The following is a 24,939-nucleotide window of genomic DNA, read 5'->3' as shown; positions in this document are numbered from 1 at the left end:
GAGGGCATGATGAAACGCAAAAATATGCTGTTAGTCATTTTCTTTCTCACCTTGTTTGTCTTCCAACAGGTGCAGGCAGATGCAACACTGCCATTGATGGAGAACCCATCAGCAGATTCAGCCCCGGCATATGCGTATCTTGACCATATATGGCTTCATGTGTTGAAGTTGCACGACGACGGCACAAAGGTATCCCCTGATAGCCTATGTATTGTCGGTAATACAGATCCTGGATGTGCAGAGCTTGGTTATAGCTTTCCACCTATGAATAACCCTATTTATATTGACGTTGAGAACGCATACCTTTCTAATGTTCTCCCGCGCGAAATGGATGTACAAAATAACGATCCCACACTTCCGGCATTACAGGCTCAAGCAGTTGCCGCACGTACTTATGCAACCTGGACGGCATTAAATAAAACTTATGATGATCCATTTGGGTACGATTACGATAATCAAATAAATAATTCTACAGACTATCAAGTGTATTCTCCGGATGCATACGACCACTTCACAAATCCCAACGATCCGGAAGGGGTTAAACAGATGATTTCTACGGCAATCTCGTCGACTCTCGGAAAACATCTTGCAATTAACGAGGGAGAAGCCATTGACGCGGAGTTTGGTAGCGATATCGCGATTCAAAGTGTGGACGAACCATCGAAAGATTACTTGAGCATCATTCAAGACCCCATCAGCACAACCTGTGGCGCGGTAACAAATTATAGTGGTTGGGGTATGAGCCAGAAAGGCACTCTCCGTTGGTCGAAGGGCAATCAATGTGCTGGTGATGGCAACCAACCCTGGCCTGTCACGTGGACAGATTATCGCCAAATTCTTGTTCATTATTACACCGGAATAGATATTCTCAATGCAAGTAGTGGCAAGGTCGCGCCGGATGACCGCTGGAATTTGCTATGGCACGACAACTTTAACAATCTCATTGGAGTCACGCCTATATTGGATGGCGGACAGCAATCTGACATCAAAATTTATCTACAGAATACATCCGCCACTGCATGGAACGCCAACAATATGGAAATCGGCTATCACTGGGGGGATAACAATTGGCAAATTGCCGGTGTCGACCAACCCTTTCCCAGCCTTTCGGCAGGCCAAGAATTCCCAAGTCTACAACCGCAACAAAGCCCGCTTACCATTTCTGTAATTTCGCCATCTACTGGTGGAACATATACCCTGCATTTGGATTTGCGACGTAGCAGCGGCGCTTGGTTTTCCGATGCGGGTTGGCCCGATGTAAGAATCCCTGTCCAAGTTAATGGGCCAATAGAACCACCCACTGTGACACCCGTCCCGCCGACGATCACACCCACACCTGAACCAGTATGCAACCCAACCCAAGGTGATGATCCCTATGCGGATTGTGTCATTGATTTTCAGGCAAATGGAAATTCTAATCAGTGGAAGAATCCTGCAATGGTTGTGGGTGTGCCAAGTTGCAGCAATTGGAATTTTATGTCACTCGGAGGAGGAGGGGGATATGTGGTCGTCGATATGGGATTGGGTGAAGAAATCCTTGATCAAACGGGGGTAGATTTGAAGGTTTATGAAGTAAGCTCAGGGTGCAACGGGGTAAATGAGGCATATACTGTCTATGTGAGCAATAACCCTGATGGATCCTGGGTTTCCCTTGGGACTGGCAGCGGCATCACTACTTTTGATCTTGGAGGAAATCTGCCACAAGCCCGTTATGTAAAAATAACAGACAATGGTGGTAGTAACAATTCTTCGGGAACACCGGGGGCGGATATTGATGCAGTCGAGGCTTTGAAGCCAGGCTACACCTGTGATGATAGTTGGGAACGTTGGTTTAACTCTTGTGCTCAGGCGTCGGTTCAGCCAGGCTCGCAAGATGTAGAAATATCCTTCAACCCAAATGGTGTGAACAGCTCCTTGCAGGAAACAGTGGTGGATGCTCAACTTTTCTACCGTGTTCGGGATGAGTTGTTAAACCTCACTCCTAAAGGAAGTCAACTGACTGATCTCTATTATCAACATGGTCCAGAAATAGGAAACTTGTTACTGTTAAACCCGGAATTGGACCAGGAGGGGCTGGCTTTGCTCCATTATTGGGAACCAAAACTGCAAGCCCTGGTAGATGGCCAAGGGGATAGTGTATCAATCTCACAGGCAGAGGTGGATGCGGTAGAACACTTCCTTTCGGGTATAGAGGCGATTGCCAGCAATGATTTGAAAACCACCATCCAAAGTGGGAGAGCAGAAATAAATATGCAGGGGTTGGTTGGTCAAACGATGAGCCAGGCATGGGAAACGATAAATACGCCTCCCGACCTAATCTTCTCCGACAGTTTCGAGAGCGGGGACTTCTCCGCCTGGTTCCGGGCGGAGACGGATGGCGGCGACCTGTCCATCACCACCCAAGCCGCTGCAGTCGGGAATCTAGGTGTTCAAGCCGTGGTCGATGACAGTGCCGAGATCGTTCTGTACGATCACACTCCCAATGACGAAAAGCATTTCAGCAGCAGATTCTATTTCAATCCCAACTCAGTTCAAATTTCCTACAATCCAACTCCCAACCAACAAGGCTTCTATTTGTTATCAGGCAGCGATAACACCTCCTGGGTCTTCTGTCTTTACGTCGAGCAGCAGGGCGAATACTATACGCTCGCGCTTTGCGGTAACGATGATGCCGACTCGTGGATGCAAAGCGCCCCAGTATTGATCGCAAATGAATGGCAGGCTGTAGAAGTGGAGTGGAAGGCAGCCAGCGCGCCAGGCACAAATGATGGCTATCTTAAGCTATGGGTCAATGACATGCTGGTGAAGAGCATCGAGAATATTGATAACGACTCTCGCTCCATATCTAAAACATCATTGGGAGTAATTGATATTGGAAATGGCGCGAGCGGCACGATCTATCTCGACGCATTTGAAACCCATCAAGGCAGTCATATCGGTCTCGATCCAGATGGTCCCGCCGTAAACCCACCTCCACAACCCGGCGATCCGATCTTTGCGGACGATTTTGAAGGCGGGGATTTATCTGCTTGGAGCAGCGCTCTCGTCGATGGCAGCGATTTAAGCGTATCGGCTTTATCTGCATATCAGGGCAATTACGGGCTTCAAGCCCTGATCGACGATCAAAACAATTTGAGAGTCATAGATAGTTCACCCCTTGATGAAACCCATTATCGTGCCCGCTTCTATTTCAACTCCAATGCCTTGGTGATGTCATCCGGGGCTACTCACTACATTTTCGATGGTATCAATTTGGCAACTAGCGATGCCATTTTGCGGGTCGAGCTAATCTATGAGAATGGGCAGTACAAGCTGCGTACGCGGGTTATGAAGGATAATTATGCCTATATCACCAGCAGCAAATACATCATCAGTAATGGCTGGCATGGGATCGAGTTGGAGTGGCAGGCATCCAGCGCACCTGGTGCGAACGATGGTTTCCTTGCATTATGGATTGACGGCGCTTTGATGGAAACCATTGGCAGCGTCGATAATGATACACACACGATTGGAGAAATAAGGCTGGGTGCAACTACCGGTATAGATGCTGGCACCGCAGGCTCTATGCTTTTCGATAATTTCGAGTCGCGCCGCAATAGCTATATTGGTCCATAACATATCCTTATTGAGTAAAAAGAGGCTCTCCTTCTGGAAAGCCTCTTTTTACTTTTACATTCAGTACTGCCAATTACCAATCGCCAATTACTGATCACTTTTCACTTTCTACTTCCCACTGGCAAGCAGGGGGCGGGTTATAATTCACCAAAGCCATGCAAAACGAAACAGGCATTGAAACTCAACTCAAGGATGCGGTGCAGCTTACCGAGGCAGATTGGGCCGTGCTTGCCGAGCGCGTCGGAGGTTCGTGGCTGCTTCGTTCGGTCTATCATTTGAACAAGCCCGCGCAGAATGAGTTGATGGGAATCATGTCCGCCCTGTCTGTGGATACATGGTTATGCGGCGCACTTAGTGGGGGCTATGCTCGTTCCACTGCCACGCCAGCGAGCAGTAACCTGACCACTAAAAGGTTTTTCGCCTTTCCGATCAGCGGCACTTCGCAAATTATTTTAGTAGGTGCGGATGAGCAATCCGCTGCCGCTCAAAAGGTTTGGAAGTTGACCGCTTCGCTGCTGGCTGGGCGTTCGACTTCCCTCAACCAGCCGTTCCTGCCGGACCTGCAATCTGGCCTGGCTTTCAATTTGCCTCTTGCTCTCGAAAAGGTCTTAGACGCATTCGTGCAGGCTGTTCCCTGCCAGGGTGCGTGGCTCGCGATTCGGCGCGGTGAATCGCTGGATATTCAAGCCGAGTGGAACGCATCCAAAGCCAAGGGGATGTCACTGCTTATTGATGAGAATCCTATTTTCCGTCGTGTGAATCGTTCTTTGTCTGATGTGGTCATTGCTCGCGGACAGCCCAATTGGGATAACCTTCCGCATGGCTTGTTAAAATCCAATACGAATGTTTGGATCTGCATGCCTTTGGTGATCGGCCAGCGTTTGATCGGGGTCGTGGTGCTTTGGCGTCAGAAGGAATTTTCGCCAACCGAACGCGGACAGTTGCGCGAGGTGGCGGCCCGTGTTCCGCCTTCGGTGGAAGTGGTGGTCACATTCTCTGAAATGACCTCGCATTTGCGTAGGCTGGCCCTGCTCAACGATTTTGTACTCACCGTATCATCCGCTCAAAATTTGGACCAGATCGCCCGCCGCATGTTTGGCCTGTTGGCGCGCGCTTTTAGTACTGAATTGATTGCGCTCTTCCTGCGTTCCAGTGATGGAAGAGTATTGCGCGACTATCGCATGTTTGAAGGCAGGCTGAATGTGATCAGTGTTTCGGTTGCAGGGCACTCGATGCAGTCTGTGCTTAAGGAAGGTCGCGTCCGCCGCATCACAGATGCAACCAAAGACGGATTTATCGAGGTGCATAAAGGCTCACGCTCTGGCTTGATCGTTCCATTGAAATATCGCGGACAGGTCACCGGTGTGCTTATTGTTGAAAGCTCACAAGCGGAAGCGTTCAACCAATATGATGAACATCTCATGGTAGTTATTGCCAGTCATCTTGCAGGGCTGATCGAATACACACGCCTGCGTGAAGAGGCGGAAGGCAGGGCACGCAGCCTGGGCTTGATCCATGAGGTGGTGCAACAAGTGATTGGTTTGAACGATAAAAAAGAGGTGGCATCCATTACCGCCGAACTTGTGGCGCAGTATTTCAAATATGAACTTGCCGCCATATTGCTGGTTGATGATAAAAATCAATTTTCAATTCAAGGAATCGGCGGCACTCATGCAGACACGGTAAAGAAGGCGCTCACTAGCGACGAATTCATTACCGCAGATGGGGTTACAAGCCGAGTCTCTCAAACAGGCGAAAGTGTTCTGATCAATAACACTTTGCAAGATAAGCTTTACAAACCTCTTAAAGGCTGGGATGCGCGCTCCGAGATTTGCGTGGCTGTAAAAGATGGCGAAGATATTTTAGGGATCATCGATGTCGAAAGCAGGGAACAGAATGCTTTTTCACATAATGACCTGATCGCCATGGAATCACTGGCTGGTATTCTTGCCTCTGTCGTATCCAGTGCCAATCAATACCAAAAATTGCAGGAAACTGTGCGCCAGTTGCGCATGACGGAAATTGAGTTGAACGCACGTATGGAAGCGCAGCAATCTGCTGAGAATAGGTTGTTGCAAGCCGCCAAACTTGCAGCCGTCGGTGAGATGGCCGCAGGCATCGCTCATGAATTGAATAACCCTCTAACCACAGTTACTGGTTTCTCCGAACTGGTATTGGATGAATTGCCCACAGACTCATCCTACCGTGACGAATTGCAGATGGTTTTGCAGGAGGCGCGCCGAGCCAGCGGTGTGGTGCGCAGGTTGTTGGATTTCTCGCGTCAGGGAGAACACGTCCGCACCAGCGCCGACTTGAATGAAGTGGTCAACGATGTAATTGCACTAACCAGGCATTTGATCCAAACTAATAATGTAAACCTGATCCTAGACCTTGATGAAAAACTACCCTGGATCTCGATTGACACGAATCAAATGAAGCAAGTGCTCTTAAACCTGATCCACAATGCCTTGCAGGCCATGAAGTCAGGCGGTGAGTTGCGAGTAAGCACTTTTGAAGCAGTGCGCGAAGAACGAAACTGGGTTGTGATGTCTGTAAAGGATAATGGCGTTGGCATTTCCGAAGCAGATCAGGAAAAAATCTTTCAGCCATTTTTCACCACGAAAGGAAATAGTGGCGGTACAGGGCTGGGCCTCTCGGTCACATATGGCATTGTCACCGACCATGGTGGTACGATAGAAATTGCCAGCGAGCCAGGCAATGGCGCAACCTTTGCTGTCTGGCTGCCGATCTAATTTCATTATGGAAAACGCCTCTGTATTTATTGTTGACGATGAACCTGGGATTGCGTTACTCTGCACCCGTCTCCTGGCGCGTGCAGGTTACAAAGCTGCATCGGAAACCGATCCGCGTAAAGCCATTGAATATCTTAAGGAAAACAAAATAGATATGCTGCTGGTTGATATTCGCATGCCCGAAGTAGATGGCTTTGAAGTGATCCAACATGCCCAGCGATTACAACCTGATGCCGCCATCCTGATCATGACCGGGCATGGCACAGTTGAAACTGCGATCCATGCGCTCAGGCAGGGCGTGGATGGCCTGATCCTCAAACCATTCAGCAAGAGCGATGAGTTAATTGATGCAGTCCAACTTGCCTTTGCAGATAGCCAGAAAAAACGGGATGCCGCCCGCACGCAAGCACTGCGCCCGCTTTTTTCTGTCACCGAATCCCTGCTCTCCGAAACCCGCCGCGAACCTCTGCTTGACTTGATCATTAACGCCATTTGCGGTCATCTGCATTGTATGCAGGCGGCATGTTTTCAACAAAATATTGACACCAAAGATTTTTCTTTGATCGCATCCAATGGCGTCGCATCTTCACAAGACCTTTTGGATTTGATCTCGCATGTGGATTCATCCACAACGCCGATAATTGTCAATGCCAATGGGCCGGGTGATATCGAACTAAAAGCGCTTCTTTCCGACCTCAAACTTGGCGCGGTTATTCTGATACCGATCCTGCGCTCGAACTTGCGTATGGTGCTATGCGCCGCCCGCTCGATGAATGAGCCTCCATTCCACGATTCCGATCTTGAAATGTTCCAGATCCTTGCCCGACAGGCAGTGGCAGCTCTGGAGAATGCTCGTTTGTATGCGGAACAATTGGATTACGTCCGTAAAGTGGAGGAATCTCAAAAGGCATTGCTTCAAGCCGAGAAGATGGCGGCGGCCGGCCGCATGAGCGCCTCTATTGCACATGAGGTAAATAACCCATTACAGGCTGTTCAAAACTGCCTGCACCTTGCGGGTCGTGAAGATTTGCCTGCCGAAAAGCGCAAGGAATACTTTGATCTGGCGCGTACCGAACTTGAACGTTTGATGCTCACCGTCCGCCGTATGTTGGATTTTTACCGTCCCGGTGCAACTTCCCTCGAAAAGGTAAATCTAACGGAGATGCTGCAATATATTCTGACCTTAATGTCAAAGCAGCTTACAGAAAACAGAGTAAATGTATCTGTCGATTTTCTTGGGGAGATTCCTTCCCTCATGGCAGTTGGGAGTCAGATGCAGCAGGTGTTCATTAACTTGATCCTGAACGCCTCTGATGCCATGCCAGAGGGCGGTGACCTGAAGATTACGGCTCGGCCATACGGCGATGGTATCGAAATCCTGTTCCAGGATAGCGGGAAGGGCGTGTCGGAGGAAAAGCAGGCCAATATATTTGAGCCTTTTTTCAGCACAAAAGAGGGCGGCACGGGGTTGGGATTAACAGTGAGTTACAATATAATTACAGCACACGGCGGCGCATTGGAATTGCTGCCTGAACGCGGTCCCGGAGCCTGTTTTCGCATATTTTTACCTGCAGGAGGAAAGCAATGAAATCGAACATTCTGGTTGTGGATGATGAACCGGTAGCACGACAATCGCTTACTGATATTCTAAAGTTGGAAGGGTACGTAGTAACCTCTGCGGCCAATGGACAGGCTGCTGTGGAATACGTCCGCACCCATTCGGTGGATTTGATGATCGTAGACTTAAAGATGCCAGGCATGGATGGGTTGGAAGTGGTTCAGGTGGTCAATCAAGTCTCCCCTGAAACGGAAGTAATCCTGTTGACTGCGTATGGCTCCACCGAAACTGCCATACAGGCCCTGCGATTGCGCATCCATGATTATTTATTGAAGCCAGCTTCTCCTCCGCAGATACTCGCCAGTGTTAAGAAGGGCTTGTCACGCCGTACTGCCAGGTCGCGCACCAATAATATGACTCCAATGGATGTGGATGATGCGCAGGAAGTGTACAGCCTGAAAGACGGCACCACAGTAGACCTCTCCCGCCGCCAGATAAAATTTAAGAACAAGATCGAACACCTCACCCCGGCGGAAGGCAGGTTGCTGCGTATTTTGATGGAAAATGAAGGCAAGGTATTTTCACATCGTGAATTGGTTTTGCTTGTGCAAGGCTATGATACTTCTCAGCGCGAGGCGCCTGAGATACTGCGTCCGCTCGTCAGCCGTTTGCGGCATAAACTGGAACAGTTCCCCTCGCTTTCTGAGCAGGTAGTGAGCGTACGCGGAACTGGTTACTTGTACGAGGCAAATAAGTAACCCACCTTAGGCAGTGTCATGTTGAGCGGAGCGAAACATCTCGCACTTTAGAATAAGTAAATTCAACAAAAAAGACCGCATGTCAGAAGCGGTCTTTTTTCATTCGTAGGGGCCGAAGATATCTTTTGGCAAGCCTGGCGCGCGGATCCATGAAAGCCAGCCGGTCTTTCCGCTATGTGTTGGCAGGGTAGGATGCTCATACATAACCAGGATCAGGCTAAAGCTGAGTCCGAGCGCGCCCATCCATTGGAGAAGGGAAAGACTCTCGCCGAGTAAAATATTGCTAAAGAAGATTGCGATCAATAGTTCAGCGAGTCCTAATAGGGCTGTTTGCATCCCGCCAATCTTCTTCACGCCCAAAAAAAGTGCGACGCGTGAAAACACAGTTACAAAGGTTAGCGCTGTAACGGGAATCCAGGGAATGTTTGATTCCGGCCATGCACGGTCAAATATTAAATAGGCGGGGATTACAATTGCGCTCATGGCTAACAGGGTGTAAAGCGCAACGGTGGGGGCTGGGACTTCATAAAGTACGCGCTGATTGATGGGTAGATGCATGGCGTATAAGATGGCGGCGCCGATCATCATCAGCACACCTGTGAGGTCCACTGAACTGTTGGGGACGCTGGTCAGCAGTAAGACCGCGACTGTGGCTAGCGCAATTCGAAAGAATGTAAGGCGGCTTGGGGGTTGATGGTCGAGGATGAGCCAGAGGGCAACAAAAAAAGGATAGAGCGAATACAGAAGCTGCCCAACGCTTGCATTCAGCCTTCCAAGTGCAAGATAGTAAAGCAGGGAACCCAGCCCATTAATTGCACCCGCGAGGGCGCACCCGATTAAACCAACTGGGAAAATATATAAATATTGACGATAAAAGAGCCATATCACCAGTAACATGATGCCAGCCGCAAAACCGGTGCGTAAAGCGACAACAGCAAATGGGGTAAAACCCTGGGTAATTGCAAGCTTCCCAAAAACAGGCGCCATCCCAAGGAATACCGCTGAGCTGAAGGCTGCTAAAATCCCGGTTTTATGTTTTTTTGGCAATATGCCAGCCTTTGTGGTGATACTACATGACAGACATTATTAAAGTGAGCTTACGCACCCGCCGGTGCAAGTGTCGGGAGGATATAAGCACTAGCGCATCGCTTCGCTGCGAGGTAGGTTATTTAATTAATGATTTGACTTCTTCCAGAAATTCGTCGTTTAAAAAATCGCCTTTTTGCATGAGGGATTGGATCTGTCCGCCAAGCCTGTTTTTTTCATCTGCGGTAAGTTCTTTAGCAGTTGCCACGATCACCGGGATTGTTGCTGTTTCTTGTTTTGCGCGCAGGGCCTCAATGACGGTAAAGCCATCCATTTCGGGCATCATCAAATCCAGGATAATGAGATCGGGTAATTCGCGCTGGATCAATTCGAGTCCCTCGCGTCCGTTGGTGGCTTCTAAAATTGTAAAGTTTCCCTGAGATTGCAAAATACGGCGGATGAGTCGCCTGGCTTCGGTGGTATCTTCTACGATTGCAATTTTAGGGAACCGTTCAGGTGCAACTTGTGAGAGGGCCGAAAGCAAACCTTCCTGCGGAGTTTCTTCAAACGTTGGGAACTTTACATCTCGTGACCAGTTATCGCCAAGGATGCTCGGTTCGGCTGGCATGGTGTGCCCGGTACAGTTGACAACAACTGTATCGCTGGGTTTGATAATCCCTGCGCGAATCAACTTGAACAGGCCTGCAAAGGCAACGGCGGCAGCGGGCTCGGCAGAGATGCCTTCCATTTTCGCTAGAACGTGCATTGCCCGAAAAGCTTCTTCATCGCTGACGCTTTCAAAAACCCCATTTGTGTTGTTGACGTACTCACGCAGAAATTCATAGGAACGTCCCGGGTCACCGGTAGCGAGGGTTTCTATGCGTGTTTTGGGTGATATTACGGGCTCCGCTTTTTCGAGTCCTTTTTTCCAGCTATTCACCATTGGGGCACAGCCTTCCGCTTGAATCGGTGCAAAGGCCGGGATGCGGTTGGTCCATCCCATTTGTTTCATTTCCCTGAAACCTTTATAGACGCCGAGAGGCCCCATGCCTCCGCTGATTGCCTGAACATACCAGTCCGGTGTGCGCCAGGTTGCGTCCGCTTCAGATCCCTGAATGGCGGTTAATTGTTCGGCAATCTCAAAGGCGATGGTTTTCATTGCTTCAATGGAAGTGATGGTGCGCGCACCCATATCCTGGTACAAGCGGCGCTGACGGGCAAATTCTGAGGCAACTTGCTTGCATTGGTCATACGAGCCGGTGATCTTGATCACCTGGCTGCCATATAAGGCGATCTCTCGCATCTTCACAGCGGGGACGAGGCTTGTAACAAATGCCCAAAGCTTCATTCCTGCGCGGGATGCGTATGCAGAATAGGAAATCGCAACATTCCCCGTGGAGGCAGCTACCATTTCTGTGATGCCGGCCTCTTTCAAGGCAGCGATTGTGACCGCGGCTTGCCTGTCCTTAAACGATGATGTCGGCCCCTGGCGTTCATCCTTTATGTAGATGTTGGGGCAGCCCAGCATCATGCCAAGATTCACTGCACGGATCAACGGCGTGCTGCCTTCGCCAAGCGAAAGGCTGATATTCGGATTCCGTACCGGCAGAAGTTCGCGATATCGCCAAAGGTCATGGGCTCTAGTTGCCAGTTTGGCTTGCAGGGTTTTTCCGATCAGTTCATAGTCATATTCAGCTTCACGCCATTGGCTGTTGCACTTTGGGCATGTAGTAGATGTAGGATAGTACGGCGCATTGTGCCCGCAATCCAGGCACTTGATGATAAAAGTCACTGTGATGCACTCCGTTAATTTAATTGTTTGCTTGAATACGTTCAAGTGCTCGCTGAATGGATGTAAGTAATTCCTTCTCGCTGAAGGAACCTTTGGTTAAGATGCGCTGCCCGAATTCATTAAGCTGTTTCTTTTGTTCCGTAGTGAGTTCAACACCGCTAATGACAATAGTCGGAATATCGCGCAGCTTTTTATCTGCCTGTAAATTTTCCAATATTTGGAAGCCGTTCATATCTGGCATGAACAGGTCGAGAATGATGGCGTGAGGCGGGTTGCCGGATGAAATAATCTTCCAACCGCTGTTCCCACCCTCAGCCAGGATCGCCTTGTACCTGCCATCGTCATTCAGGATTTTCCCTATCAAGCGTAGATCATCTGGGTTGTCGTCGATGACAAGCACCTCGCGGATGGAACCATCAGCATTCAAGCGGTCAAGCGCGTTGACGAGGTCATCCTCTAGAATCGGTTTTACCAAATAGTCTGATGCGCCAAGGTTGAAGCCTTTTTCAAGGTCTTCAATGATGCTGCATACGATCACGGGAATATTGCGTGTATCGGGGTCGCCTTTCAATGCATCCAAAACAGACCAGCCATCAATGCCGGGCATCATAATATCCAATGTCACAGCGAACGGCTTTAGCTGCTTCACGCGTTCAACCGCACGGGATGGGTCTGTGAGAGGAACAACCTGGTATCCCTGCGGCTGTAGATAGCGTTCATAAAGCCCAATCACTTGTGAGTCATCATCGATGGCAAGGATCATTTTGTTGCCGTTTGGAAGGGGATCCCCTTCTCTGTCTTTTCTGTAAAGCGGGAGAGTAAAGTGGAATGTGCTTCCATGACCAACTGCGCTATCAACCCAAATCCGTCCGCCGTGCATATTGATCAACTGTTGGCAAATGGACAGGCCCAGCCCTGTGCCGCCTGTCTTGCGGGTGGGTGAGTCGTCCACCTGTGAGAAGGGCTGGAAGAGCTTCTCTTGATCCTGTTCCGAAATGCCAGGGCCTGTATCAGTAACACTGACCATGACTTCATTGCGTCCAGTCGGCCCGGGTTTAAGACCGACTTCAACTGTAATATCACCTTCGTCTGTAAACTTAGCTGCATTTGAAAGCAGGTTGATCATTACCTGGCGGACACGAATCGCATCAGCGCGGACTGCCGGCAGGTTCGGTTCGATAATCCGCTTCATCTGAATCGGCCTGTCCTTGATCAAACCGCTCATGGTGGAGAGTACGCTGTTGGCTACATCTGAAATATTCACTTCGTCAAACGCCAGTTCCATCTTACCAGCTTCAATCTTGGCAAGATCGAGAATATCGTTGATCAGCCCCAGCAAATGCTGACCTGAATTGTAAATAGCAGTGAGGTCTTGTTGCTGTAATTCGGAAACGGGCCCGTCTATGCCCTTCAAGATCACGCGTGAAAAGCCGATGATCGAGTTGAGAGGCGTGCGCAATTCGTGACTCATATTGGCAAGGAATTGGCTTTTGAGGCGGTCGATCTCACGCATTTCCATCACAGCTTGCTGCGAGAGCTCAAAGGAACGCGCATTGTCAATGGCTACGGCGACCTGGTCTGCTAGTGTCTGCAAGACCGCAATTTCATCGTCGGTGAACGCGCCCTCGGCCTCGGCCTGCATGTCAATGACACCAATGATGCGGTTTCCAATCCTCAGTGGTATAGCAGCTTCCGCTTTCGTATTCGGCAGTAACGGATTACTGACATGAAGCGGATTGTTCTTCACGTCATTTACAACAAAAGCATTTCCTTCCGATGCAACCTTGCCCACAGTTGATTTTGCATTGACCGGATAGGCATGGTTTTGTTTCTTCATTTCAATGCCGGCATCGCCTGTGGCTTCCCGTAGAATGGCATTGAAGCCGGTTTCCTCCACGATATAAATCGCAGCGTAGTACAAATTAAATCGTTCATTGATCAGGTTCGCCGTTCTGGCAAAGATCGAGTTCAAATCCAGCGTGGATGTGACCAGCTTGCCGATCTCAGCAGATACCGCCAGGTATTCATTTCGGCGGCGAATGGCTTCCTCTGCTTTTTTACGCTCGGTGATATCTCTTGCCACCCAGAAGACCTTATCATCTTCAAGCTTTGTGAGGCTTGCCAGGAACCAGTAGGATTCATTTTCAACTGGCAACTCGTATTCTATTTGAACGGTTTCAGAACCATCTAAAGTCTTATGGATTGCGGCAACGAAGCGGTCAGCCGTCTCTTTTGGCAGTACTTCATGCATAAGCCTGCCTAACAATTCATCAGGCGGCCGCACCAGGCGCGAAGGGTTGGTGGGAGCGATGCGTTCATAGCGCCCATCTTTATCCACCACCAACACCACATCTTCCATCGATGAAAAGAGCGCGCGCAAGTCTGCTTCTGATTTTGCAAGCGCCTCTTCTGATTTTTTTCGTTCGCTAATATCCTGATGCACCGAAAGAAAACCGAGGATCCTTCCGTTTTCATCAAGAATTGGGCTGTTCGTTCCAGATATGGGGATGAGGCGGCCATCCCTCGTCTTATTGATGAGTTCGCCTGATACGGTTCCGCCGCTCAAAAGAGTATCCCAAAAGCCTTTATACTGCTCTGATGGTATGAGGCCCGACTTCAATATCCTGGGCGTGTTCCCTAATGATTCTTCGGCTTTGAAACCGTAAACTTTTTCAAAGCCCGGGTTCACATATTGAATAACGCCCTGCGGGTCGGTAATGAACACCGCATTGTCGGTTCTATCAATTCCCAGTTTGAATTTTTGGGCTTCCTGGAACAGGCGTGCATTTTCAAGCGCCAGGGATAACTGATCTGTAACCTGTTTGATCAGCAGTTGTTCATCCGCTGTCCAGTGGCGTTTCTGGGTTTCATCCAAAAGCCGAAGGGTCGACCAACCCTGATCTCCCGATTGAAAATTAACAGCATAAACAGATTGATCCGTTTCACCCTGCTTGTCTGTGACTATTTCGGGTGAAACAAGCGTGGATGTATAGCGCTTGATCGTTGGGCGCGGGGTGGCAGCTGACTCAGATTTTTGCTCAACAGGCTTCAGGTCCAATGGAGGAGGCGGCGCTTCTTCCTGGACTTTTGGCTTGCGCTTTGACTTCGTGACATTCGCTTCGGGTTGAATGTCCTTGAAGAGCTTGTCAAGCCGCTTGTCTATTTTCGGTTTCTTTGGCATATTCTATTAACTCCTGAGCAAGGACACGATACTGCGTTGAACCGCGTGCGCCGGACTTGTAATTTGTGATTGGCAATCCCGCAATGGGGCTTTCACGTAATTTTGTGTCAATTTCAATGACAGTATTAAATACGCCTTCGCCAAATGTGGCGCGAAGCTGTTCGTGAATGTTGCGGTGTGTGCGGTTCCTTCTGTCCATCATGGTAACTAAAATTCGGTATGCGAGATTGGGGTTATCCTGCTCGCGGATTGTGCGGATGAGCGACATCATGTTGCGCAGCGCATACGCAGAAAAATATTCTGCCTGAGTCGGAATCAGCAGCAGGTCTGATGCGGCCAGTGCATTTTTTGTGATTGCGCCAAGCGCCGGGGGACAATCCAGGATAATGTAATCATATGGAATGTTGTTTGCGGCTTTGATGGCGCGCTGCAGGATGGTGGTGTAATGTGTGCGCACCGGCAGGAACTGTTCAGAGGTCTCGATGCGTGAACCAGATGGAATGAGGTCAAGGTTTTCAACATCTGTTTTTCTGCGTGCACTAAGCAGGGGCGCATTATCAAGCATGATATCGCTGGATGTATGCTCCGCTTCGCCCGGTTCAAGACCCAGCGAAAGCGTAAGGTTGGCCTGCGCATCAAGGTCGATCAACAGAACGCGATTCTTTAATTCCGCCAGCGAGGCGCCGAGGGATAAGGTAGTGGTAGTTTTGGCAACCCCGCCTTTTTCATTTGAAACAGCTATGGTTCTTAGCATGGTTTTTCTGGCTCCTGCTTATCTATCCGGCGGAGTTAATTTTTGGGGGATGATCTCGACCCGCGATACATTCAAAGCGCGCTGCAATTCATCCAGGGCGGTCTGGATCATTTCCTGTGGGTCGTTGGTTCCGCGTATTTTTGTGGTGATCTCGGAAACAAGTTGTTCTCGCTGGGCGCGGCGGGAGGTTTCATCGAATAAGCGCGCATTTTCGGCGGAGAGGGCAACACGTTCTGCTACCGCCTTGATCAAGTCCAGGTGATCTGCACTCACGCGCTCGTTTTTCTGAACCTGAACTGAAAGTGTGCCGATGGTCTCATCGCGCAAGATGATTGGTACACTGATCCTTCGCTTTTCCTTTGAGCTCTCACTTGCGCCGATTTTTGTCTCATCATCCAAAGGAACAGCGCCTGCTGCGGAATATCTGAATCCTCGCAGATCCTCCTCCTTTGGCAGGCGGCTCCAGGTCTCGCGGATATATTGGCGTTGGATCGATTCAGAATCTGAGAGCGTCTTTCTTATTTGGTCAAACAAGCGCGCATTTTGAATAACAAGACTGACCTGTTCTGCCAAGGCGGAGAGAGCTTCAACATCATCGTCTCTAAAGGCGCCCACCTCTGTGCTTTGAATATCCAGCGCACCGATGATCTGGTCGCCTGCTTTGAGAGGCAGGGCCATTTCGGAATGTGTTGAGGGCAATTCCGGGTTGTTGAAGTATTTTACGTCTTCTCCCACATCCAGCGCGATGCGTGTGTCCCCGGTCTGGGTGACGTAACCCACGATACCTTGTTCACCGATCCTAAGTTGATGACTGCGGCGGAGCATTTTCTTGCCGCCTTCGCTATTCGCCGCGACGAGCATCGCAATTCGATTGGTGGGATCATTCAGGAAGATGCCCACGTGGTAAAAGCCGAATTGCTCACTGATCACATTGGATATTTGAGGCAGCAATTCCTGCAAATTTTGGGTAGCACTGATGGCACGCGCTACTCTGGTGATGGCTTCGAATTGCTGCGCACGCTTGGTACTTTCGGCGGTGGCAGCGGCCAGCTTTAGGGTGCGTTCATTTACTTTATTTTCAAGGTCTGCAAATATTTCCCTAAGCCGCCCGGACATTTCATCGAAGGACCTGGATACAAGGGCAATCTCATCCCTGCCTATCATGGAAATGTAGGAACGGCGATCAAGAAGATCGTCCTGCAATGCCAATGCGTTGCTGCCGAGAATATTTAGACGGGAACTAATGGAGCGCGTAACCAGGTTCGCGAATATTAAACCGAGCCCAATCGCCAGGGTTAATGCGAAGATCATTCGGACGTTAAGATCCAGGTAGGTGGATCGGGAGATTTCATCCGCCAGAAGTTGTCTTTGTCCATGGATTGAAATCAATTGCCTAAGGGGAGTCTGCGTTGAGAGCAGGAGGTTGGCAATATCATCTTCTGTCTGAGCATCATTCTGGCCGTTCTTTATATTTTGATAATACGCAGCAGAGTCTGCAGTGTAGGTCTGGTAATTTTGCTGGATTTGTCCAAAAAGTAAAATTTCATTATCGTACAGCGCATCCAGGGTATTTTGGATCTCTTCCCTTCTTTTTTGAGGAATACCCACACTGACAGTTAATTCCACGGGCGGGAACCAGTCAGCTTCATATTTTTGCAATGTCGATGCCACTATGGTTTCGGCATCTGTGATCTTCTTCAGGTGGGCATCTATTTCTTCCGCGGTTAAGGTAGGATTTTCCAGTTGAATTAATTCTGTTTGTAACTCGCCAAGCGCAATATCAACGTTATTCAAGGCTGTGATCGGCGCGCTCATGGACGTGGAATTAAGCTGTTGGTGATCCTGGGCAGCGTCAATGCCTTGAAGCGCGGTAATGAAAACCCCCACGATCCCGATGATCATAATCAGAATTAGTAAATTCAGTTTCCAGGGAACGCTAATATTGGCAAGAATTTTTTCTTGCAGGGTGGCTCGCGATGGCGATAAATTTTGAAGGTCAACATCAAATGCCATGATAAATTTCCTTTATTTTTAAATCATGAGTTTTTTCAAAATTCACGGCGTTGAAATATAGGGTGGCCATAAGCGTTATTCCGCGTGCCCGTTCTTTTGCTCGAATTCAATGATCACTTCAGAGCCTGGCATGGCGTGTGCCAATTCTTCCACTGCGGTTTGAAGGACGTTCTTTAGATTAATGGATGCACCGATCTTTCCGGTGACTTCACTGATCGTTTGCTCCTTGATCGCCTGGCGTTGTGATTCCTGAATCAGGCGCGCATTTTCAAGAGCCAGAGACAGGCGCTCTGAGATTATTTCTGTGAGGTTGATCTCGTCCCTGGTCCATGTGCGATCCAGTTCTGGAGCCCTAACTTTCAGCGCGCCAATCACCTGTCCGCGCAGTTTGATCGGGACAACAATAGAGGCTTCTGGCGACATTTCGTTAGGGCTGAACACCATCGAGTCACCGCGATTCATCACCTGACGAATCTCATCTGTATCCAGCGGGGTTTCCAATTTTTTGCCGCCGGTCAACGATTGATGGTAGCCGATGGAAGGCTCGTCGCGGCTGAATGTGACCCAGCTTTCTTGGATATTTTGGCGGTATAAAGATTCTGCCTCCGTTAAGGCCCGTTGAGTTTGCTGGAAGAGACGTGCATTTTCAATGGCAATGGCGATCTGGTCGGCAAGGATGCTAAAGGTGTTTAATTCTGATTCGGTAAAGGCACCGGCTTTTGTGCTTTGCAGATCCAACACGCCGCCAATTTTGTTTCGGACTGTCAAGGATAAAGCCATTTCGGAGCGGGTCTCTGGGAGGTCGGGATTGTTGAAGAAAACCGCATCAAGCCCCACGTCCAGGGCGATGCGAGGAGTGCCAAACTTCGCAACGTAGCCCACGATCCCGCTTCCGCCAACTTCCAGTTTGTGTCCACGGGCCAGCATGATCTTTCCGCCTTCACTGCTTGCGGCTTGCAACACTGCATACCTATGGGTCTCATCCAGAAGAAATATACCTGTGTGATAAAAACCAAAGCGTTCGCTTACCAGGCGGGTGATGAGTGGGAGCAGTATGTTTAGATTCTGTTCACCGGTAATGACTTTTGATATTTCGCTGATGGCCTGGAGTTCGCTTGCGCGGCGTTCACTTTGTGTGCGTGAGATTTCCAGCTCATAAGTTCGTTCCGCAACGCCCTGCTCAAGAGAACCAAAGGATTTACTTAATTCGATTGCCATGGTGTTCACGGCCTGGCCAAGTTTGCCAATTTCATCCTGGTTTTGTATTTCCGCGCGCGCATCCAGGTTGCCACTTGCGATCTTTCCTGCGGTTTCTGTTAATGAGATCAATGGAGCAGTGAGCGCATTGCCCATGCCGAGCGATGCCACGGATGCGATGAGCAGGATCGCGAAGATCAATATTAAACTTACCAGAATGGTATTTTGTGTTTGTTGTTCGATCTGCTGGCTTGCGGTGATCGCCTCTGCTTGTAGTTCCTGGGTTGGGACAAGAATGGCGAGGCCGTATCCAACCGCGGGGAGGGGTCGGTAAATAATATATCTTTCCACGTCGTTGAGTGTGATCGTGGTAAACCCACTCTCACCCGCAGAGATTTTGGAGAGGACATCAAAGAATGACTGGGGTGTGCCAGGAAGCTTTGCAGAGTCGATCATATCGCCGATTGGAAGACTCTCTGGTGTCAGGCCAAAATCATCATAACCTGCCTGGGGAAAGGCGATTAATCTATTTTCATCATCAATCAAAAATGCGTAGCCGCTATCACCGATGTGGATATTTGAAACAATGTCGGTGATGCTGTTGAGTTGAAAATCCATCGCTGTAACGCCGCGAAATTTAAACCTTGAGTCGTATACGGGGACGCTGCTTGTTACTACCAGCCCGTTCAAGGCTGCGTCCAGGTATGGGTCTGACCACACAACGCTCTTGTCCGGGTTATTGGCAGGGTTGGCAGCTACATACCAGGGGCGGGTGGTCACATCAAAATCTGGCGGCACAATATTTGCCAGGTCGATGTTTGGATAATAAATCGTATCCTTGTAAGTTCCGCCAAAGTAAATGGCAACGATCTCCGGGTTGGCTTCGAGAATCGAAGGAATTGTCGTTTCAGTTAACTTTATGGTATTTAGTTGTGAGCCCAATGATGGGCTTAATTCCACGACATTAGCGGGGATAAAAATGGAGGAAGCCTCTGAATTGGAGTTATCCCAACTTCCGTTGGGGAGGAGGGTTAATGATTGGGCGGCGTCCCAGTAGATACCATTGTTCACCAGGGATTCACGGGCAAATAGTCCATTGAGATTTTCGCCTATCAATGTAATATCATGGCTTTTGGCTGCAAAAAAGTTGTCAAGCTGTATTGACTGCTCATTGGCGGTTGCCGTTAATTTCTCGATTGCATTGCGGCTCACGCTTTCCTCCAGTTGCGTGGTCAGGTAGTTACTGGATTGTTGGGCGCGGAAGTATACATAGTATCCCATCCCCAGGATGGCGAGCAAGGTGATCAACATGTTGCCCACGATCAATTTTCCGCGCAGGCTTAACGGCAGCGCTAACAGCCAACGGCGAATTGTTGATGGTTTAGGTTGGGATTGATTCATAAGTAAAGTCTCTGATTTCCAGTTGTAACATGAGAATGGAAGGGCTAGATGTCCATTTTCATTGCAATCGGTTCGATCTGAACGATTACCTCACCGCCTAATGCCCGGCTCAGTTCCTGGGCGGCGGTTTGCAGGATCGTGTCAAAGCGGGTGGATGAACTTATTTTTGCTGAGATATCCGTTGTAACTTTTTCAATGTCTGCGCGGCGTTGTGTGGTTCGAAGCAGGGTAGCAGTTTCAATGGCGAGCGAGAGACGTTCAGCCACAGCCTGGGCAATATCCACCTCATCTTGCGTAATGAGTGTGCCGCCAGCCGACTTAAAATTCATGACGCCGATTATGTCATTGCGCAGACGAATCGGGATCGTCAGGTTCGATGTCTTGTTGTTGTGAGTGGTGATAACGGTTTCGCCTCGGCTGATGGCCTCTTGAATATCGGGATCGTCAATGGGTTTTTCCAATGGTTTGGATGTCTGGCCCGTTAATTGAAAGCCTAATCCCACAGATGTTGGTCTCATGACCCTCCACGCTTCCTGTGTCAGTTGACCGAATGTACTTTGGGCCTCGGCGAGTGATTGACGGGCTTCTTCGAGAGTGCGGGCGTTTTGGATCGCTATCGATACCTGGTCTGCAAGTGTGGATAACACATCAACATCATTTTCGGTGAATGCATTGGCGCTTTCGCTCTGTACATCCAGTGCCCCGATCACCTGCCCGGCGATTCGGAGAGGCAAGGCGATTTCAGAGCGTGTGTTTGGCAGGTAGGGATTGTCAAAGTAAACTGCATCAGTTCCCACGTTCAGGGCGATGCGAGGCTGGCCGGTGGCTGTGGCATAACCTACAATACCGGTCTGACCTACGGGGAGTTTATGCTCATTCTTCAACATGCTGCGTCCGCCTTCACTATTGGCGGCGCGTAACACTGCAAATTCACGCTTGTCATCGAGCAGGAAAATACCGGTGTGATAGTGGCCGAATTGCTCGCTGATCACTTGTGTGATGCGGGGCAGGATGCTATCGAGGTCTTGAATGGATGAAATGGCTCTCGCAACCTGGGCAATCGCTGCAAACTGTTTCGCGCGTCTTTCGTTGCCGCGGTTAGCAGCATCCAGTTCGGAGGTGCGTTCATTTACGCGCTCTGCAAGAGAGGCACGCAAGTCGTTAAGTTCGATATTCTCCAGCTTTTGAAGTTCCTCGCTTTTTCGGGCTCTTTGAATACTTTCATTCAATCGACCAATCAATAACTGGATGATCCCTGCGCATCCGAATAAAAGAACGGGAATAATGATCGCATCATCCAGTCCGGCGGGAACGTATTGGATTTCACCCTTCAAATCGAAATAGGCTATGATCATGACTGCAACGACAGTCAGTGGGGCGATCAATTGAACTGAGCGCCTTCCTAAAAGGATCGCGGAGACCACCAAAATTATCGGAAGCCCTATGATCGATGTATTTTTCAACCCATTTGTATTTAGTGAAATGATGATTACCGCTGCGATCAATGCGATTGGCACGACCACCTTTGCCATTAGTACTCTGCCGCGCAGCACATAAAAAAGCGAAATTACTTCCAATAAAAGAGTAATGGAAAGGGTGGCGAATGCGCGCGGGTTGCGTGAGCCTTCCCCGGCTAATCCGGTAGTTAGTGGCAGAAGAGCGATATTGATGACGATCACGAAGATGACGATATTTCGCGTTAAATTAATAAACGAAATATCGCTATCGTCTTCATCATAAAAATAATCGAATATCCTTGATAACATATCGTTCTCCTGAACGGCTTCCTACTTTTGCTCTGATCTTCCAGCAGTAAATTGAATGGCAATATCAGTGCCGGGCAGGGTGTTCCCAAGTTCCTGCATGGTAGTTTTAATAATATTTTCGAGGCTTACCACACTGCCGATCTTGGCTGAGATCTGCCCGATGGTCTGTTCCTTTGTGGCACGTTTTTGAGCTTCCAGAAGCAGGCGCGCGTTTTCAATTGCAAGGGCGGTGCGGTCGGCTGTGGCTTGTGCCATGGCGATTTCATCTTCAGTCCATTGATGGCCCAGCCCCGATGCGCTTAGCTTCAGGGTGCCGATCTGTGTACCGCGAATTTTGAGAGGAATGGCAAGATCATGATTCCGTTTCTTGTCAGATGGATTCAGCAGTTTTGCCTGCACACCGTCGAAGTGAACACCTTGAACGGGCTGGCGGTTAATGAACTGCCTCCATTGCTGTTCACTCATCAGCCCTACAATCGTATCGGCTTGAGAAAGTGCTTCAAGGCTTTTCTGGTATGAGCGTGCGTTTTGAATGGCTACACCTACCTGGTCGGCAAGTGTCGAAAGGATGTTTACATCCTCCAGTGCGAAGGCGTTTGTTTCCATGCTCTGAACATCCAGTGCGCCGATAACCTCAGTTCCAATGCGGAGGGGGAGGGCAATCTCGGAGTGAGTGTCTGGAAGGTCGGGATTGTTGAAGAAAACCGCATCCAGCCCCACGTCCAGTGCGACGCGGGGTTGCCCGGCCTTGGTCACAAAGCCCACAATCCCTTTTTCACCAACTTTCAGGCGATGCTCACGCGCAAGCATTCTTTTTCCGCCCTGGCTGTTGGCGGCCACGAGCACAGCATATTCCCTTCGAGAATCCAAAAGGAAAATACCCACATGATAAAAACCAAACTGCTCTGATATGGCATCTGCGATTTGAGGCAGAAGGTCATCCAGTGCCTGGGTGGAACTAATCGTGTTGGCAATGCGGGCGATGGATTCGAATTGGGCAGAGCGGCGCTCATTGCGCTGATTGGCAATTACCAATTCTGCGGTACGCTCCTCCACTTGCTGCTCAAGGTTCGATTTGTACAATTCCAATTCGACTTCACGAATACGTTGTTCTTCATTAATTTTAGAAAGCATATCCTGTTTGCGGCCGGCATAAGCTGCGAACAGGCCAAGCACGATGGGCGCAGTATCGACGATCCACAATAGTGAATCGGTGCGTTGAATGTAAAGCATGTTGGAGAGAGTTAATGGAAGCTGGGATGTGAGAATCCTGAAAATGGTTCCGACCAGCGGGAAAAGGAATCCAAAGATTGCGCCAAATATTGCATAACGCTGTGTCTCGTTGAGGAGTGGGCGGTTTGGTTTTGCGATTTGAGACGTATTCATCATATGCTGTAGGTGACTATTCGCCACCGCCTCCAATCTCGACCGTGATCTGGGCTCCGCTTATTTGAGCGCCCAACTCTCTGACGGCAGTTTTTAAGATCGTCTCGATCTCAGTCCCTTCGCCGATTTTTGCGGAAATATCGCCAATGATACGTTCCTTCTCTGCGATCTTGCGGCTTTCATCAAGCAGGCGCGCGTTTTCAATGGAAAGAGCGGCTCGTTCGATGATGGCCGTAATAATATCCATTTCATCGGAACTCCACTCGCGGTTATTATCTGTTTTGAGGTTTAGCATTCCCACCACTTCACCACGCAGTTTCATGGGCATGGTGAGTTGTGTCGATCCATCTTTGCCATCGGCCTTTTTGTGATAGATACTGCCAAATTGAGTGACTTCACTTGCACCCGGTATTTCCAAAGGCTCCACAAGGAAACTTGATTTCATGCTGCGCCTGCGGATACCGGCCAGGCTTTGCGAGTGGGTAAACTTTTTCCATCCAGTTTTCAAATCCTGACGATAGACCATTTCGGCCTCGATCAGGGCTTTTTGAGTGTCTTCATAAAGGCGGGCATTGGTAATTGCCACAGAAACCTGGTCAGCAAGTGTGGTGAGGACTTCAACATCCTCCTGCTGGAAGGCATTCGGGCTTGTGCTTTGAATATCCAGTACGCCGATGATTTGTCCGCTTGACAGGAAGAGGGGCAGAGCCATCTCAGAGCGAGTCTCTGGAAGATCGGGGTTATTAAAATAGATTGCGTCTGCTCCAGCATCCAGGGCAACCCTTACTTTTCCGGTCTTTGCCACATTGCCGACGATGCCGGTTTGCCCAATCCGAAGTTTGTGTGAACGCGCCAGCATCCTCGCTCCGCCTTCACTATTTGAGGCGCCGAGAACAGCATATTCCCGATTTAGATCGACCAGAAATATTCCAACGTGATAAAAACCGAATTGCTGGCTGATCACTTCTGCGATTTGCGGCAACAAGTCCTGCAGATTCTGTGTCTGGTTAATTGCGCGGGATACCTGGCTGATCGCCTCGAATTGCTTGGCGCGGCGTTCATTGCGTTGATTGGCAAGGTCAAGCTCGGTTGTGCGCGCCTGAACCAGTTTTTCGAGCCCTGAACTAAATGCCTGTAGTTCTTCGTTACGCTCGACCACTTCTTTTTCACTGGCGCGGGCGCGTTGCACGCTATCGTTTAATAAGTTGATGAGCGCTCTTTGTATAAAGGCTATCGCCAGAACAACAATGGATATCGCAACAGGCGAAACGGGCAGTGTAAGCGCGCTGGTCGGCGACACGATCAGGCCGCGTATTTCTGCGATCCCAATCCCAAAAATAGCCAGGATGATCAGGAAGGTAAACACGAATGCGCCCCTTTGCCCAAGCGTCAGGCCGGCCAGGCTGATCACCACTGCATAAGCCAGCATATTAATATCGTGAAGACCATAACCCGGAGGAACAACGATGATGTAAGTGATTACAACGAATAACGAGGTTGGGAGAAGGATTTGGGCAGGGAGGGCGTTTCCGCGTAATAGAAAGATCAAGCTAAACGCTGCAAGGATCAAAAGAGATCCAATGGGTACGATGTATTGCCACCCGAAGCCAGCAGCCGCGGCCGCAGCCAGCGCAGCCACATCTGCAATAATCGAGATAATGAGAAGACTTCGCAACAAATTAGTTGCCGAATTTTTCTCACTCTGACTGGGAAATCGTGTCGGGATCATAGGTTCACCA

At 49.5% G+C, this 24,939-nt stretch carries 13 protein-coding genes; 4 read left to right on the top strand and 9 right to left on the bottom strand.

The annotated features are described in order from the left end of the window. Window positions 1-9: 9 nt before the first annotated feature. The 4 genes from AC14M5_RS09345 to AC14M5_RS09330 all read left to right on the top strand — a co-directional run bounded on the left by AC14M5_RS09345 (window position 10) and on the right by AC14M5_RS09330 (window position 8,684). A complete protein-coding gene (locus AC14M5_RS09345) occupies window positions 10-3,615 on the top strand; it encodes a SpoIID/LytB domain-containing protein (RefSeq protein WP_484029388.1) in 3,606 nt (1,201 codons plus the stop codon). Between the two features lie 155 nt (window positions 3,616-3,770). Beyond that, a complete protein-coding gene (locus AC14M5_RS09340; RefSeq protein ID WP_484029387.1) occupies window positions 3,771-6,368 on the top strand; it encodes a GAF domain-containing protein in 2,598 nt (865 codons plus the stop codon). Further along, window positions 6,334-7,956, top strand: coding sequence for a sensor histidine kinase (locus AC14M5_RS09335; RefSeq protein ID WP_484029386.1), 1,623 nt, complete (start codon window positions 6,334-6,336; stop codon window positions 7,954-7,956). The genes AC14M5_RS09340 and AC14M5_RS09335 overlap by 35 nt, the downstream gene beginning before the upstream one ends. Then, on the top strand, window positions 7,953-8,684 hold the full coding sequence (locus tag AC14M5_RS09330) for a response regulator transcription factor (protein ID WP_484029385.1): 732 nt from the start codon (window positions 7,953-7,955) through the stop codon (window positions 8,682-8,684). Before AC14M5_RS09335 ends, AC14M5_RS09330 begins: the two co-directional genes overlap by 4 nt. 99 nt (window positions 8,685-8,783) lie before the next feature. Here AC14M5_RS09330 and AC14M5_RS09325 read toward each other — a convergent pair whose 3' ends face one another. The 9 genes from AC14M5_RS09325 to AC14M5_RS09285 form a co-directional block, all read right to left on the bottom strand. Beyond that, on the bottom strand, window positions 8,784-9,731 hold the full coding sequence (locus tag AC14M5_RS09325; RefSeq protein ID WP_484029384.1) for a DMT family transporter: 948 nt from the start codon (window positions 9,729-9,731) through the stop codon (window positions 8,784-8,786). A gap of 118 nt (window positions 9,732-9,849) precedes the next feature. Continuing rightward, complete coding sequence (locus AC14M5_RS09320) at window positions 9,850-11,502, bottom strand: pyridoxal-phosphate dependent enzyme (RefSeq protein WP_484029383.1); 1,653 nt, start codon at window positions 11,500-11,502, stop codon at window positions 9,850-9,852. 19 nt (window positions 11,503-11,521) lie between these two features. After that, entirely contained in the window at window positions 11,522-14,683 is a 3,162-nt protein-coding gene (locus AC14M5_RS09315) for a response regulator (protein ID WP_484029382.1), read from the bottom strand. Further along, entirely contained in the window at window positions 14,649-15,437 is a 789-nt protein-coding gene (locus AC14M5_RS09310; protein WP_484029381.1) for a ParA family protein, read from the bottom strand. Before AC14M5_RS09310 ends, AC14M5_RS09315 begins: the two co-directional genes overlap by 35 nt. 18 nt (window positions 15,438-15,455) lie before the next feature. Further along, window positions 15,456-17,450, bottom strand: coding sequence for a GAF domain-containing protein (locus AC14M5_RS09305; RefSeq protein ID WP_484029380.1), 1,995 nt, complete (start codon window positions 17,448-17,450; stop codon window positions 15,456-15,458). A 75-nt stretch (window positions 17,451-17,525) separates the two neighbouring features. Beyond that, window positions 17,526-20,048 carry a cache domain-containing protein gene (locus AC14M5_RS09300; protein ID WP_484029379.1) on the bottom strand — a complete coding sequence of 841 codons (2,523 nt, stop codon included), beginning with the start codon at window positions 20,046-20,048 and terminating at the stop codon, window positions 17,526-17,528. A 44-nt stretch (window positions 20,049-20,092) separates the two neighbouring features. Then, window positions 20,093-21,814, bottom strand: coding sequence for a GAF domain-containing protein (locus tag AC14M5_RS09295; protein WP_484029378.1), 1,722 nt, complete (start codon window positions 21,812-21,814; stop codon window positions 20,093-20,095). Between the two features lie 21 nt (window positions 21,815-21,835). Continuing rightward, window positions 21,836-23,200, bottom strand: coding sequence for a GAF domain-containing protein (locus AC14M5_RS09290; RefSeq protein WP_484029377.1), 1,365 nt, complete (start codon window positions 23,198-23,200; stop codon window positions 21,836-21,838). A gap of 16 nt (window positions 23,201-23,216) precedes the next feature. Continuing rightward, window positions 23,217-24,929 carry a GAF domain-containing protein gene (locus tag AC14M5_RS09285; protein WP_484029376.1) on the bottom strand — a complete coding sequence of 571 codons (1,713 nt, stop codon included), beginning with the start codon at window positions 24,927-24,929 and terminating at the stop codon, window positions 23,217-23,219. Between the last annotated feature and the right edge of the window lie 10 nt (window positions 24,930-24,939).

It is taken from the genome of Candidatus Villigracilis sp., from assembly GCF_057083605.1.
The sequence above is the reverse complement of the archived record's forward strand: the minus strand, read 5'-3'. Positions and strand labels throughout refer to the sequence as shown.